At 34.5% G+C, this 15,677-nt stretch carries 12 protein-coding genes; 5 read left to right on the top strand and 7 right to left on the bottom strand.

Annotated features, from left to right (window positions below):
* The first annotated feature begins 16 nt into the window (after nt 1–16).
* Together ACWA1B_RS06245 and ACWA1B_RS06240 are read left to right on the top strand one after the other, a co-directional pair.
* Entirely contained in the window at nt 17–1,423 is a 1,407-nt protein-coding gene (locus tag ACWA1B_RS06245; protein ID WP_456905134.1) for an efflux transporter outer membrane subunit, read from the top strand.
* Nucleotides 1,424–1,594: 171 nt separating this feature from the next.
* Nucleotides 1,595–2,044, top strand: coding sequence for a hypothetical protein (locus tag ACWA1B_RS06240; protein WP_456905132.1), 450 nt, complete (start codon nt 1,595–1,597; stop codon nt 2,042–2,044).
* A gap of 78 nt (nt 2,045–2,122) precedes the next feature.
* Here ACWA1B_RS06240 and ACWA1B_RS06235 read toward each other — a convergent pair whose 3' ends face one another.
* The 5 genes from ACWA1B_RS06235 to ACWA1B_RS06215 form a co-directional block, all read right to left on the bottom strand.
* Nucleotides 2,123–4,471 (bottom strand): mechanosensitive ion channel family protein, encoded by a 2,349-nt coding sequence (locus tag ACWA1B_RS06235; protein ID WP_456905130.1) that lies wholly within the window; start codon nt 4,469–4,471, stop codon nt 2,123–2,125.
* Nucleotides 4,472–4,547: 76 nt separating this feature from the next.
* Nucleotides 4,548–5,555, bottom strand: coding sequence for an FAD:protein FMN transferase (locus tag ACWA1B_RS06230; protein ID WP_456905128.1), 1,008 nt, complete (start codon nt 5,553–5,555; stop codon nt 4,548–4,550).
* Nucleotides 5,556–5,567: 12 nt separating this feature from the next.
* Nucleotides 5,568–7,751 (bottom strand): PepSY domain-containing protein, encoded by a 2,184-nt coding sequence (locus ACWA1B_RS06225; protein ID WP_456905126.1) that lies wholly within the window; start codon nt 7,749–7,751, stop codon nt 5,568–5,570.
* 48 nt (nt 7,752–7,799) lie between these two features.
* On the bottom strand, nt 7,800–8,282 hold the full coding sequence (locus ACWA1B_RS06220) for a DUF2271 domain-containing protein (RefSeq protein WP_456905124.1): 483 nt from the start codon (nt 8,280–8,282) through the stop codon (nt 7,800–7,802).
* A gap of 82 nt (nt 8,283–8,364) precedes the next feature.
* Nucleotides 8,365–9,843, bottom strand: coding sequence for an ankyrin repeat domain-containing protein (locus tag ACWA1B_RS06215; RefSeq protein ID WP_456905122.1), 1,479 nt, complete (start codon nt 9,841–9,843; stop codon nt 8,365–8,367).
* A gap of 332 nt (nt 9,844–10,175) precedes the next feature.
* Between ACWA1B_RS06215 and ACWA1B_RS06210 the strand changes: the two genes are divergently transcribed.
* Together ACWA1B_RS06210 and ACWA1B_RS06205 are read left to right on the top strand one after the other, a co-directional pair.
* Nucleotides 10,176–11,777 (top strand): Na+/H+ antiporter, encoded by a 1,602-nt coding sequence (locus tag ACWA1B_RS06210; RefSeq protein ID WP_456905120.1) that lies wholly within the window; start codon nt 10,176–10,178, stop codon nt 11,775–11,777.
* A gap of 102 nt (nt 11,778–11,879) precedes the next feature.
* A complete protein-coding gene (locus tag ACWA1B_RS06205; protein WP_456905118.1) occupies nt 11,880–12,920 on the top strand; it encodes a LacI family DNA-binding transcriptional regulator in 1,041 nt (346 codons plus the stop codon).
* 221 nt (nt 12,921–13,141) lie between these two features.
* On the opposite strand, the gene ACWA1B_RS06200 is transcribed toward ACWA1B_RS06205, so the two are convergent.
* Nucleotides 13,142–13,504 carry a winged helix-turn-helix transcriptional regulator gene (locus ACWA1B_RS06200; protein ID WP_035644513.1) on the bottom strand — a complete coding sequence of 121 codons (363 nt, stop codon included), beginning with the start codon at nt 13,502–13,504 and terminating at the stop codon, nt 13,142–13,144.
* An 80-nt stretch (nt 13,505–13,584) separates the two neighbouring features.
* Here ACWA1B_RS06200 and ACWA1B_RS06195 point away from each other — a divergent pair, with 80 nt between their 5' ends.
* Entirely contained in the window at nt 13,585–14,463 is an 879-nt protein-coding gene (locus ACWA1B_RS06195) for an NAD(P)H-binding protein (RefSeq protein ID WP_456905116.1), read from the top strand.
* A 160-nt stretch (nt 14,464–14,623) separates the two neighbouring features.
* On the opposite strand, the gene ACWA1B_RS06190 is transcribed toward ACWA1B_RS06195, so the two are convergent.
* Entirely contained in the window at nt 14,624–15,673 is a 1,050-nt protein-coding gene (locus tag ACWA1B_RS06190; protein ID WP_456905114.1) for an alpha/beta hydrolase, read from the bottom strand.
* Nucleotides 15,674–15,677: the final 4 nt, after the last annotated feature.

Raw genomic sequence — 15,677 nt, 5'->3', positions numbered from 1 at the left:
ATTTAATTCAAAAGAAATGACAAATAGTTCAAATAAATATATTTTGATGGTAATGACAGCCGTACTTTTAAGTGCGTGCTCTGTTACCAAAAAGTACGAACGCCCCACAAGATTATCAACAGATAAATTATATAGAGATCAAACGTCTGCTGATTCGACTACAATTGCGAGTATGCCTTGGCAGACTGTTTTTAAAGATGAAAAACTAAATGCACTGATTCAAAAAGGACTTGATCAAAACCTGAATCTGAAAAATGCAATTGAAAATATTGTTCAGGCAAATGCTTCGTTGCGTCAGAGTAAATTAGCGTATTATCCAACTTTGCAATTGGACGCGAATACAACGCATACTAAGCAATCTGAAGCAGGACTTAATTTTCCGGCAGGAATTAATATCAATACGTTAACCACAACATATAAATTAGGTTTAAGTACTTCTTGGGAAGCTGATATTTGGGGAAAATTAAGCAGTAAAAAAAGAGCAGCATTGGCAACATATTTAGCTTCAGATGCAGCGAAACAGGCAGTTCAAACACAATTGATTGCTGATATTGCAAATAATTATTTCCGATTATTAGCTTATGATAAACAATTGGCGATAACTCAGGAAACCTTAGAAAGCCGTATCAAAAACGTTCAGACAATCAAAGATTTAAAAGAAGGTGCGATTGTTACAGGCGCGGCTGTTGTGCAGAGTGAAGCCAATCAGCATGCGGCTGAGGTTTTGATTCCAGATTTAAAACAAAGTATTCGTGAGACTGAAAATGCAATAAATATTTTACTAGGACAAGCCCCAGGACCAATCGATAGAGGAGAATTAGGATCACAGATTGTTCCTGAAAAACTGGCTTTAGGATTACCTTCGCAATTATTAGAGAATCGTCCAGATGTTCGTCAGGCTGAATTCAATTTCAGAACTGCCTTTGAAATGACGAATATGGCTAAAACCTATTTTTATCCAAGTTTAACGCTAACAGCGAGCGGTGGTTTTTCGAATTTAGAATTAAAAGATTTCTTCGCAAATTCAGTGTTTTACTCGTTATTAGGCGGATTGACACAGCCGATATTTAATCAAGGCCTTAATAAAATGAGATTGACAACAGCGCAGTCTCAACAAATACAGGCTTTTAATAATTTTCAGCAAAGTCTTTTAAATGCTGGTCAGGAAGTTTCAAATGCGTTGTATACATATGAAATGGCGGTAGAGAAAGAAGATTCGAGAACCAAACAAATTGAAGCTTTAATAAAAGCGGTAGATTACACTAAACAGTTATTAGAATACAGTTCGGCTACCAATTATACAGATGTTTTAACATCGGAACAAAATCTTTTGGCTGCGCAATTGAGCGGTGTAAATGATAATCTGCAAAAACTGCAGGCTGTCGTTGATTTGTACCGAGCATTAGGCGGTGGCTGGAAATAAAGTTTAAAAAAAATAGTTCAAATTCTGAGATATTTTTTTAGTATGTATGTCGGCTGAGAAGCATTTTTCGTCGATTAGTTTGGTGATTTTGTATAATGAATGCAGAAAAAAGTATATTTGGCATTACTTTAGATTACTATCTACTGTTATTAATATTAAAAATTTTAAAATATGAAAAAGTTAGTATTCGCCTTAATGCTTTTTACAAGTGTTTTTGCTCAGGCACAGGTTTCGGTTAATGTAAATATTGGGACACCTCCAAATTGGGGGCCAGTTGGTTATGATAACAGCAGATACTATTATTTGCCAGATATTGATGTTTATTATGATATAAATCAAAGTGTATTTATTTCTGATAATAACGGAAAATGGGTACGCGCAAAAAGACTTCCGGAAAGATACAGAAGTTACGATCTTTATTCAGGATACAAAGTGGTTTTGAACGATTACAGGGGAGATGCTCCTTATACGTATCATAAGAAACACAGAGCAGAATATCCAAAAGGATATCATGGAAAACCTCAGAAAAACAGAGGTGAAAAACCGGAAAAAAACAATCATTCAAATGGAAAACATAAAGGAAATGACAAACATTCAAATAAAAACCACGATCACCATTAATCAAATTTAGACATAACAAAGAAAAACGTCCCGAAACTCGGGACGTTTTTTGATTTTAATGTATTCTATCTTAAAATTTTAAGTAGAAAAAGTTAATCCTTTTGCTTTAAAATTACTGAACAAAGCCTGACGTGCACTGCTAATAGTCTCTTCGGTACGGTAAATACTGCACCAGAATTTAATCAGCAGCTTATATTTACCATCTGAAATTGCGATGTAGAATATTTGAGGTGCTTTTTCAAGATTAATTAGCGGCAGACTTTCAAGAGTCTGCATTACAATTTCGTTTATGGCGTCTGGAGTTGTCTCTCCACTAATTTCGATTGAAATTTCAACAAGTTTAAAGTTGTCCGTATAGGTCCAGTTTGTGATGTTTTGAGACAATAAATTTCCATTCGGGATAATGATTTCGGCACCATTTGGCGCATTGATTTTTGTAGTTCGCAATCCCATCGATTTTACGCGGCCAGATTCTGAACTAATTTCAATAACATCACCAATCTGAATTGGTTTATCGAAAATTAAAATCACTCCGGATACAAAATTATTTACAACATTTTGAAGTCCAAGTCCAACACCAACTCCTAGTGCACCAAGAAGAATACTCAATTTGTCTAATGGCATTCCTGAAGCAGCAACGGCTAAAAGATAACCACCAATTAAGACAATAAGCCTGGTAATTAATAGCTTAGAATGTTGTCTTTTGTTGACGTTTTCTTCGTTTTCATCATCGATTTCACCAAAAAAGTAGGCGACATATTTTTGTAAAAGATGCGCAATCCAAATTATAATGAAAAACAAAACGATATTTCCTAAAGTAAAAGTAATGCTTCCAATAGTATTCGGATGACTCAACAACGAACCTAAAGAAGTGCGTAGCGATTCCCAAATATTTAAATTGGATGCAATTACCACCAGCCACATATAACTGATTAAAATAATGAACGGTTTTTTTAATGTATCAGATAAGCTTTCGTGATCAAAAATCTTTTCGAAACCACGTTTGATTCTTGTTGTATAAATCTGTAAAATAACGATTTCCAAAATTATTTTCAGTAATACGCTCAAAGCAACAATCTGCGTAAGCGAAATAAAAGCGGTCAGGCTCAACATATTGGAAAGTGAAACTCTTCCAAACAAATTATAAAGTATCGACAAGCCATTTAACCCAATAAAAATAATGCTCGCCCACTTAAAGAAACCTTTAATATACAATTGATCTTTTATCGTTTTAATCTGAATTAAACCATAACGAATTCCCAAAATATTAATGATGATAAAAGCACAACGCTGTAATAATCCCACTTCTATAAATAAGTCGAGGAAGCAAAGAGCAAAAAACAATCCTAAAAGAAGGATCCAGTTTTTCATCGATTTTACCGACCATTTATTTTTAAACAACAAAGTCAGAATTCCGAGTAGAAATAATTGCATTAATTCTAAAAACATCGCCGGAGCATACAAATTGCTGACAACGGCAATATTAAGACCAATTACGATGGCTGGAAGCAGAACGCCTCTGTTTAAATATTTAAAATTAAAATCAGAGAGGTTTTCTTCGTACCCGTTGGTTTTTAGATATTTTAAATTTCGGGAAATGTACCAACACAAAAGCCCTATAAAGAAAATTAAAGTAATTAAACCGCCGGTGCGATAGCTGAGATAATAAGCGGCGACATTTTCTTCAATGGCTATTTTAGCGCCAATATTTTGCCTGACCGTTTTTTTAGGAATTGAATCGTTAATATTCCACAAGAAAGGATATTCTTTGTGCAGCATACTAATTCCTGACTTTTCAAGGTTGTTTTCTACCGTAATCAACGCGTTTGACACTGCAATTTTTCTTTGGACTGTCAATCTTTTCTTTGCGTTTAAAATCCCTTGATTTTTGGTCATTAAACTGTCCGTAGCGAGATATCTTTTTTTAAGATTTGCAAATTCTTTTTTGAACTGTTTGCGTCGAATTGTATCTTTTAAAAGTCCGGTTAAAGTTTTGTCTTTGCGCAGGTCAATAAATCGCCTTTTAATTTTTTCAAGATTTTCGTTGCGTAAATTAATAGCGGTATTCTGCTCGTCCAATTGCAATTGAAGCTCTTTTAGAACCGTATGATACATTTGCTGATTCCGCACATTAGGATTTGCGCCTTTTAAACTTGCTAATATAAGGTCAAGTTTGCTTTGTGTTCTTTTAATTTCTCCAAAAAGATGGTGAGAAGCGCTGTCAAAATCGGCGTCATTATAGGCAGATTCCATTACTTCGCCGGCTTTTTCAATTGCCATTAAGTAATCACTGTCTGTAGTAGTTTCTTCGAATAATTTAGAACGGCTTTCTTTCTTTTTCGTATCAGTTTGCGAGTAGGTGTGTGGCGCGAAAAATAAGATAGTTAATAAGGAGAATAAGTAGAGGTAACTTCTTTTTAGAATCATAATTTAAGAATGAAATTTGGGTTTTCAAATTTAATTTTTTTAAGCGACTTCTTATTATTAGTAAGGAAAAACTTAACTAAAATTTAGCTTTGAATTTTTTAATGCGGAAATTTTTTGATTGGATAACTTTTCCATTATCGGTGATCATAACACAGCTGTAATCAGGGAATTTTTGAAGCAAGAGCAAACCTTCCTTTTGCCCTAAAACCATCAGTGAAGTGCTTAATCCGTTTGCAGTTTCGGCATTTGGGCCAAAAACAGATACACTACACAAACCAGTTGCAGGATATCCAGTTGCAGGATTAATAATATGCGAATAACGTTTTCCGTTAAAAACAACAAACTTTTCATAACTGCCAGAAGTGGTGACGGCCTGTTGTTCAAGTGGAACAACTGCTAGAAGTTTTTCAGGATTAAATGGGTTTGTAAGACCAATTTTCCAGGGCGTTCCGTTTGGCTGTTTTCCCCAAGTGCTCATATCTCCGGAACCGTTTATAATTCCGGCTATAATTCCTTTTGCGATCATCATATCGCGGCATTTGTCTGTTGCATAACCTTCGCCTAGAGCACCAAAACCAATTTTCATTCCTTTTAGTTTCAGAAATATTGTGGATTGAACACTGTCCAGAATAATGTTTTTATAACCAACTTTCTCAACCGATTTTTTTATGGCTTCCGCCGAAGGCATTTCCGTCATGGAACCATCAAATTTCCAGATTCTGTCCATTGCTGCGAAACTTACATCAAATCCGCCGTTCGTTATTTCAGATAATTTAATGGCTCTTTGAACAAGTTCAAAAACTTCTCTGTCAACTTTTATGGGTTTTATTCCAGCGTTTTGATTAACCTCAGAAACTTGAGAAGTGGGTTTCCAGTCTGATATTAAATTTTCAATTCGTGAGATTTCGGCAATTACCAAGTCAATATTTTGCTCTGCTTTTAATGAATCATTTGCAACAATTGTAATGTCGAAACGCCCGCCCATCAAAAGAGTAGTTCTTTTTCGTAATACCTGAGCGTTACCCGAAAAGAAGCACAAAATTGCAAAAAACAATAATATTTGATATAATAATTTCGGCTTCATGATATAAATTTTTTAATAGCAATCGGTTAGTAATTGCCTATTATTTTTATATTCGGATATATTTTTCAGTCCATTTGCAAGACATAGTTCATCTAAAATAGTTTCAACGTCTTTTTGCATAGCTAGAGAACCGCAAATCATGATAATGCCATTTTCTCTAAGTAAACCAACAAAGAAATTGGCATCTTTTTTTATTAAATCCATGACATAAAAATGCTCAGCTTCGCGCGATAAAGCCAGATGAAAATTTTGCAGCTGTTTTTTCTGAATCATTTCAGAAGTAAATTTTTTATATCCAGCGACCATTTCTGTTTCCATTCGGAATCCTGCGTACAAATGCGTTTCGATTTTTTTCTTGTTTTGTTCAATCATTCCAAGAAAAGGCGCAATTCCGGTTCCGTTTGAAATTAAAGCTACTTTCGAAGCTTTTTTCGGAAAATGAAAAGCGTGATTATTTATAATTCTTGCTTTTATAATTTTTCCGATTTCTAAATTATTTAAGAAACCAGATCCCAATCCGTGCGGATGAAGTTTGACAACCAATTGTATGTTTCCAAAATGATTTCCAATCGAGTAAAGGCGCTCCCTTGTGTCGTTTGCGGGATAAATCGCCAGTAAATCGCCAGAAGTAAATTTGGCTCTCATATTGGCGCGCAAAGTCACTAAAAAAGTCTGTTCTGATTCTGAAACTAAAGTTTTGTCTAAAACCATTAATTTCTGTAATCCTTTTGGAACGTGGTTATAAACGGATGGCGTTGTCGATAATGAAATTCCAGTTTTGGCACTCCATAACTTAATCCATTCCACAAACTCGGTTGCTGATTTATCGTTTACGGTTTGCAATTCTAAAAAGCGTTCCGCCCAATTTTGCTGTTCTAAAAGCTTATCGATTTCAATAGCAAAGCCACAAAAATCAGGATACGATTTTGATCCAAAACCAACTACAGAAAAATTGATTTTCTGGTTTTGATTGTGTTTCTTCAGAATTGAAACAAATTTACCTCCATTAGATGGGGCATCTCCCAAACCATGAGTAGATGAAAAAATTATTATATGTTCTGCTTTTGGAAAAACAGTAAAATTATTCAATTCAGATATATGCGCTTTATGCCCGTGATCGATTAATTGTTTCAGAATAGCATTCGCAAAACGCAAAGTGCTTCCGTTTTCTGAACCAACTAAAAGAATAACAGAACTTTCTGCAGCTTTGAATTTATTTTTAATTCGGCTCGATCTTCTTTTTAAAGTTATTGCAAAACCAGAATAAATGAAAAACAGAATATTTAAGCAGGCAATTGCGAGAATTACAGCCCAAATTGCATTTATTCTTCCTGTATGAATATCAAGACATAAAGCTGCAAATTGAATTGTCATTGGCGAAAGTTTCTCTGATATTACAGCACCTGTAACCTGATTCACTTCAATTTCGCGGTCTTTTAATTCAATGATATAATATTCTTCTGGATCATCTGTAAAAGGAAATTCGATTTTTTTTACATCTGCTAAAAGCGTTTTTTCAAAAACTGATTTTTCTTTGGCTTCTGCTGAAAGTTCGGTTTTTGCAGGTTTTGCTTTTTCATCTCCCATAAAAAAATTAAACCTTTCAAGCGAGAGATAAGTTCCGGTGAGGGCAATAATTAAAATCGGAATTAAAGCTAATCTTCCAAAAATTACATGATAATAATGCGCAAAATATTCTTTGATTACTTTCGAAAAGAAATTCCGAATGCCTTTTTGACGGCTCAAAACAAGCATAAATCCTGATATTGAAATCAGGAATAATAAAAACGAAATTACGCCAACAAAAAAACGCCCCGTTTCATGAAGAAACAAGGAGCGGTGAAGACTTGTAATCCACTGAATAAATTCACTTTTTTTTGCAGGAGTTCCTAGCGTTTTTCCTGTTTTAGCATCAATGTAAGCATTGATGTCGTTTCCATTTTCATCAATTGCCTGAAGCGTTACAAATTGATTGTAATCGACACTTAATTCGGTGATTTCAGTATATTTCTTTTTTAAGACAGGAAGCGTTTGACCTAAAGTTAAGGTGTCAAAATTTTCTGTTTTGTACGGCAAAGTTTTTTCCTGTACAGCATCTACAGCCAAAATAATTCCTGTAACGGATGCCAGCAGTAAAAATAAAGAAGAAAACAAAGCCAAGGCTAAGTGTGTGTAACGCCAAAAAGAAAGAGTCATTGAATGTAAGCTAAAGGGTAATCAAATATAGATCTGCAATGTAAGGTATTAAATTTTGTTTAATCTTACATATCTGATATAACCTTTACCTTCCGTTTTGTCAGCAAGACCAGCTGTTGTCAATGGAATTTCTAAATCGCTGACATAATATTTTTGATCTTCAACAGCCGATTCAAATCGTAATTTATATCCTTTATTGATTTTTGAATCATCGATTTCGAAAGTGGTAACACTTCGGTCTCCTCCTGTAACTGACGCTCCTGAGATAGCGCTGATATCATTGCCTTTTGCAGTATGAAATTTGTTCCATTCTTTTAATGATTTGTACCATTTTTTATCATCTCCCATTACATAAAGCGTTTTCTCGTAATCACCTTTTGGATTGATTAAAGAGACAACGATATAAGCACCTTCTCCCATATAGTTTGCCATTTGAAGCATGCATTTATATTTGCTCGTTTGTGCATTTGACTGAAAAGAAATAAGGCAGATAAGAGCACTTGTAATTGCGATTTTTAGAATTGATTTCATTTTTTGTTAATTATGATGAATTATGAGTTTTGAGTTATGGATTATGAGTTGAACTCAAGCTCATAATTCATAACTTTTAAATTTATTTTAAAAATTCGATTGATATGTTTTGTTTTGTCAATGACTCGTTTTCTTTTGCTAGTGCGTAGGCACTTTCGTCAAATTCAGTTGTGATGTCTTTTTTAGCGCCAATTGAAAGCAAATATTTCAAGATTGAATCATCTTTTGCAACCATTGCCGCTTTATGAAGTGCAGTGATTCCGTCTTCGTTTTTTGCATTTACGTCGATGTTTAAAGCAGCTAATTTTTTAAGCAAAGAAAGGTCATTTTTTGCGGCTGCGAAATGATATAAAGTGCTTCCGTCTTTTTGCGGTGCAGTAAGATTCAATCCTTTTTCCTGTAAAAGTTTTACTTTAGCGTCAAAAGGATCTTGTTTTGCATCAGGTTTAAATGACTGAACTAAGTAAAAACCTAAATTATTTCCGTCTTTATCAAGAACTTTAGCATCAGCATTTTTTCCCAAAAGAAGCGCAACAGCCTCAGGAGTTCCTGATTTTACTGCCATTGTCAATGCCGATTCTCCTTTTGGATTTTGCAGATTGATGTTTTTTACTGTTGGCAATAATAATTCTAAAGCGCCATTTTCTCTTGCTCCTGCAGCAATCATAAAGGGCGTATTTCCGTCATTGTTTACTTTATTTGCATCAACGCCTTTTGAAAGAAAATAAGCGATAATTTCTTTTTGATTTGGTTTTCCAGCCAATAAATGAAGCACATTTTCGCCAGATTTTCCAGTTACAGTTGGTTTTAATTTTAAATCTTCAACTAAAAATTTATAAGTTTCAAGAGAAGTCGTTTCTCTGCGACTGCCTTGCGTCGCAAATAAAAGCGCATTGTCAGTATATTTTACTTTTCGCTCTATTAATTTTTTCAAAAGCACAATATTTCCAGTTCTGGCTGCATAATCAAATGCTGTGCTGCCATTTTTGTCAGTATCTTTTAGAGACAAGCCTTTTGTAGTTAGAAAATCGGCAAGTTTTAAATCCTTGTCAGAAGGAATACCTAAAAGCAATAAGTTTTCTCCGTCTTTATATTTTTTCTTCGGATCAATTCCAGCTTTAAAAAAGGCTTCATAAAGCGCCGGATCAGATTGTCCGTTGCCTGCAGCAAAAACAAGTGGTGTAGTTCCGTGGCTGTCTTCAAAATTAATATCAGAACCTTTAGAGATTAAATATTGGACTAATTGAGTATTGCCTCTGTAAGCCGCCCAATGTAAGTAAATACGATTATCGTGTGTCGATTTATTTACAGGGTTTCCCGGCTGATCTAATAAAAATGTTATAGTTGCGAAAGGTGCATCATTGTTAATGGCTAATGTAGTAACATCAAAAGCATTTGCATTCGCTTCTGCAGGATTGTTTCCTTTTGCAATTTCGGCCTTAACTGTTTCTATATTTGGAGCTGTTTTCCAAAATGAAGCTTCTAATAATGTGTTTTTTTGCTGAGCATTAACAAATAAAGCGGTAGTTAATGCTAAAGAAAGAAAGATATTCCTTTTCATATTTTGGTATTTGTTGTTTTTCAATTAGTTAAGCTTTTGTATTCTTTTGGCTTAAATCATTTGTGACAAACGATTCTATTTAGAATAAATAAAAATAACGCAAATGTAAAAATTAATATCAGTAAATCAATTTATTTGACTTAGAAACTTCTCTTTTAAGCAGAATTTAAGATATTTTTGTTCTATTCAGCTTGTATAAGACTTATAAGAAGAGTAAAAGTTTAATGCAGTTCAAAATTATTTTATAAAAGAAAAACGGGTATAATTCTCATTAAATAGTAATTTAGTAGCCGTTTTTAAGATGAAGCCAAAAACCAAAAAACAATTCGTGCATGGAGAATATAACTGTAATTATCATGTTACTGTTTGGAGTCGCTTTTTTAAGCTTAATAAGCAAAAAGTATAATTTTCCAATTCCAATTGTATTGGTTCTATGTGGTGTGGCGATTAGTGTCGTTCCGGGTTTGCCGGTTATAGCATTAAATCCAGAGGTAGTTTTTATTATATTTTTGCCTCCGCTTTTATATCACGCTGCCTGGTATACGAGCTGGTTTGAGTTTAAAAAAACAATTCGTCCTATTACACTCGCTGCTGTCGGATTGGTTTTATTTACCACAATTTCCGTTGCTGTAGCAGCACATATGCTTATAGATGATATTTCCTGGCCGGTAGCATTTTTACTTGGTGCAATTGTCTCACCTCCAGATGCAGTTTCAGCAACTTCGATTACAAAAGGACTTGGATTGCATCCTAGATTAATTGCTATTCTGGAAGGTGAAAGTCTGCTTAATGATGCGAGCGGACTTGTAGCTTATAAATATGCGCTTACAGCTATTGTAGCTGGTAATTTTGTGCTTTGGGAAGCAGGGTTGAACTTCTTTATCATGTCGACTTTAGGAATCGCAATCGGATTACTTGTTGGATATGTGATGAGCATTATCCATACAAAATTTGTTTGCGATGATATAATCGAGGCAACGCTGACACTTTTAACGCCTTTTGCATCTTATTTAATAGCAGAACATTTTGAATGTTCGGGAGTGCTTGCGGTTGTGACAACAGGTCTTTTTCTTTCAGCCAGATCTGGAAAAATTTTTACTCATGAAAGCCGTATGATGGCTGGAACGATCTGGAATATTTTGACGAATATTTTAAATGGACTGATTTTTATTTTAATTGGACTTCAGTTGCGTCATATTATTGGAGGAATCAGTAATTATTCAGGAACTGCTTTGTTTTTATGGGGAGCGAGTATAAGTGCGGTTGTTATTTTAGTGCGTTTTTTATGGATTGTCCCGGCCGCACTACTTCCAAGGTTTCTCAGCAAACGAATCCGTGAAAATGAAGAATTTGATTACCGCAATATGATTATTTTTGGTTGGTCCGGAATGCGCGGCGTGGTTTCGATGGCAGCAGCGTTGGCTTTACCATTAATGATAAGCGAAAAAGAAGCATTTCCATTCCGTAATCTAATTATTTATTTAGTTTTCTGTGTGATCCTTTCTACATTGGTCATTCAGGGACTTACACTTCCGTGGCTTATCCGAAAATTAAAATTACAACCTTATTCTATTTTGGCCGAAGAATATAAAATTCGGAATGTGATTGTATCTGAGACAATTGCTCATATTGAAGATAATTTTTCATTGCTTAATGATGATTTACTCCATAATATTAAAAGCAAATATGAAGTAAAATTTAATCGTTTACAGAAAACAGAACTTCCGGCAAATTTCTTCGGTAAAGGAAATGTAATGGGAGGGGAGATTTTTAATGATTTTACAAAACTGCAAATTGACCTGCTCAATGTTGAGCGTGCGAAATTAGAACTGATGCATAAAAATGGCGCTGTAAACGAAGAGATTTTCAGAAAAATAGAAAAAGAACTGGATCTTGAGGAAACACGTCTTTGGATGGAAATGTATGAAGAATAAGATAATTTGAAAATTAGATAATTAGACAATTAATCAGGTCAAATTTAGAGATCATATAGTGTTGTAAAATAACTTATATTTACATTTGATATTATTTATTTCATGGAAGAGAATAAACATGTAACGATTTATGATATTGCAGAGAAGCTGAATTTAGCAACTTCTACAATTTCAAGAGCTTTAAAAGATCATCATTCAATAAGTGATAAAACCATAAAAAAAGTCAAAAAGGCAGCTAAGGAAATGGGATTTGTTCCTAACACCCTGGCAGCAGGTTTGCGCGGTAATAAAACAAAAACTATTGGAGTTTTGATTCCAACGGTTACTCAGCCGTTTTTATCATCTTTAATTAGCGGTATTGAAATTACGGCACAAAAATCCGACTATTCTGTAATTATTATGCAGTCGCATGACTCGTATGCAGAAGAAGTAAATATGGCTAAATCATTGTATAGTAACCGTGTGAGCGGTGTCATTTGCTCGCTTGCCATGGAAACGCGTGATACTTCTCATTTTGAACAATTTTCAAATAATAATATTCCGCTTGTATTTGTCGACAGGGTTCCAAAAGATTACAATACTTTTAGAGTAGTAATTGATAATTATTCTGCTGGTTATAAAGCGACAAAACATCTTATTGAGCAAGGCTGTCTTAGAATTGCACATTTGACTGCTGGTGCCGAATTTGGAAACCTTTATAATGAAAGAAAGAGAGGCTATATGGAAGCCTTAAGAGATCATAATTTGCCTATAATTGAGGAGTTGATTGTTGATTTGAAATCGGTTACTTATGAAGATGGTGTAAAAGCCAGTAATAAATTATTTGATTTGAAACCAATTCCGGACGGAATTTTTGCTTCGGGAGATATTATAGCGGTGAGCGCCGTTCAGACTGCGAAAAAAAGAGGAATAAAAGTTCCAGAAGATTTGGCAGTTATTGGCTTTAATAATGATCCAATTTCTGAAATTATCGATCCCAATTTATCAACAATTACCCATCCGGCAGAAAAAATGGGAAAAGCAGCTGCTGAAATCATTATAAAAAACTTAAAATCACTCAAAGAGAGTGAAGTACAGGAAATCACATTCTTAAATACCGAAGTTCTTGTTAGGGAATCTTCACATCGAAAAGATACTAAGTAATTTAAGGCATAAATTTCAATACTATAAATAAAAATTCCGCTATTTCAATGGCGGGATTTTTTTTGCTTTATGATGAACCGATTGTCTCTTAAGTCTGTTTTTCCAAATAAAATAAGTTCGTTAGCAATTTTATGAGTGATTTTTAAGTATAAAGGTTCAGAGGGACAAAGGGACATAGGACTAGTTATAGTAAAAACTTTTGTCTTTGTCCCTTTGTTCCCTCAAAAAAATCCATTTTCCTTATCAATAAAAGCCCATTCTGCCATTGCTTGAATAACAGGCATCAAACCGTTTCCTGCGGGACTTAAACGATACGTCACAAAAGGAGGCACGACAGGTTTTGCTTCTCTAATGATAAGATTATCAGCTTCAAGCTGTTTAAGATGCTGAATCAGCATTTTTTCACTAACGGCCGGAATCGCTCGTTTTAATTCGCTGTAACGTTGACTTCCGCTAGAAAGATGATATAAAATAATGGGTTTCCAATAACCACCAATTTTCTCCATTACATACGTTACGGGACATTTTTCTAACGCATATTGCTTATTTTCCTGAATTGTAGAAGATTCTTTGATCGCTGTCATTTATGCATACTTTAGGGTAAGTACTTGTGTAAAAGTAAGTACAAATATACCTTTGTTTCAGATAATAAAAAAATATACTTATGAAAATTACAATATCAGGTTCTTTGGGGAACATAGGAAAACCATTATTGAAAAAGCTTGTTACTTCAGGACATGAAGTTACGGTTATTAGCAGTAGTTCAGATAGAAGCGAAGCCATTGAAGCGTTGGGAGGAAAACCTGCAATTGGTTCTGTGAGCGATGCAATTTTTTTGGAAAAAACATTTACAGGCGCAGCTGCAGTTTATGTTATGACGCCACCAAATATGGGAGGTTCAAATATTCTGGCTAATATGACCGAAGCAGGAAATGCTTTTTCAAAAGCAATTAAAAATTCAGGTATTAAACGAGTAGTAATGCTAAGTAGTATCGGCGGTGATTTGCCAAATGGAACTGGCCCAATTGCTGGAATTTATAACATTGAAAAAATATATGAAAAGCTGGAAAACACTTCGATAACATTTTTACGTGCCGGATTTTTCTTCACCAATTTCTATCATGATGTTCCAATGATAAAAGGAGCTGGAATTATGGGGGCAAATTATCCAGCATCAACTGTAATTCCGTACGTGCATCCAGAAGATATTGCAGTTGCGGTTGCGGAAGAATTAGAGAAAACAGGATCAGGAAAAAATGTTCGTTATATTGTTAGCGACGTTCGCACACCAGGTGATGCTGCAAAAATTTTAGGCGCAGCAATTAACAAACCAGAATTGCCTTGGATTGAATTTACCGATGAGCAATCCTTAAACGGCATGGCTCAGGCGGGATTGCCTGAAGAGATTGCAGGTTTGTATACAGAAATGGGGACAGGCTTGAGAAGTGGAGCAATCGCCGAAGATTTTCTGAAAAATAAAACCACTGTCGACGGAAAAATCAAATTGGAAGATTTTGCAAAAGAGTTTGCTTCGAATTTCTAAAAATTAAAAAAATTCAAAACGAAAAAATCACTATTAATAGTGATTTTTTCTGTTTTATGACTTGCTACTTTTTCAACAAGATTTTTTTTGTTTTTTAATTTTTTGAGCAATAAAAATGGGCAGAATAATCTCTGCCCATTTTTATTTTTTAATTTGATTCTTATTTCAAAGTTGTTTTGATTACGATTGCAGCTTGTTGAATAGCAGTCTGAATAGCAGGAACATTTGAAATTGGGTTTAAAAGTCCGTAGTCGTGAATCAATCCGTTGTATCTTGTCAAAGTTACCGGAACTCCAGCTTCGTTTAGTTTTCTTGCATAAGCTTCTCCTTCATCTCTTAAAACATCATTTTCGGCAGTTTGAACTAATGCAGGAGGAAGATCTTTAAGTTCTGCTAAGCTTGCCTGTAATGGAGAAGCATATTTTTCAGTTCTTTTTGAAGTTTCTGGCAAATAATTATCCCAAAACCATTTCATCATATTTTTAGTCAGGAAACGCCCATTTGCATATAAATTATAAGATTCCGTTTCAAAATTTGCATCAGTTACGGGCCATAATAAAACTTGCAGTTTAATGTGCGGACCTTTTTTATCTTTTGCCATCAGAGTAATTGCAGCTGTCATATTTCCTCCAACGCTGTTTCCAACAACGGCAAGGTTTTTACCATCAACACCAATTTCTTTTCCGTTTTCAGAAACCCATTGTGTTGCGGCATAAATTTCATTTATTGCAACAGGATATTTTGCTTCTGGAGAAGGAGTGTAATCTGGGAAAACTGCAACTGCACCGCTTTCAACAACCAAATCTCTCACTAATCGTCTATGAGTTGGATAATCTCCTAAAACCCAGCCACCACCATGAATAAAGATAAATACTGGAGCATTTGCTTTTGCGCCTTTAGGTTTTGTAATATGAATTTTTACTTTTAAACCGTTTTGCGAAATTACTTTTTCAGATTCTTCAATGCCTGAATAATCAACTTCAACTGATTTTTGAGCGCCAACTAATACATTTCTTGCGTCTGCCACGGGTAATTGTTCCAAAGGTTTTCCGTCACCTGAGTTTAATGCGTTTAAAAATCCTCTGACTTCTTTAAAAATTTCCGGGTCATTTTGTCCTTTATATGGTCTTTCTTGTGCTGAAGCAATTGTACTTACGATTAACAATGCTGCAATAAATAAACGCTGTTGTAATACTTTAATAGTTTTCATATCT

Source organism: Flavobacterium xizangense (genome assembly GCF_054075145.1).
The sequence above is the reverse complement of the archived record's forward strand: the minus strand, read 5'-3'. Positions and strand labels throughout refer to the sequence as shown.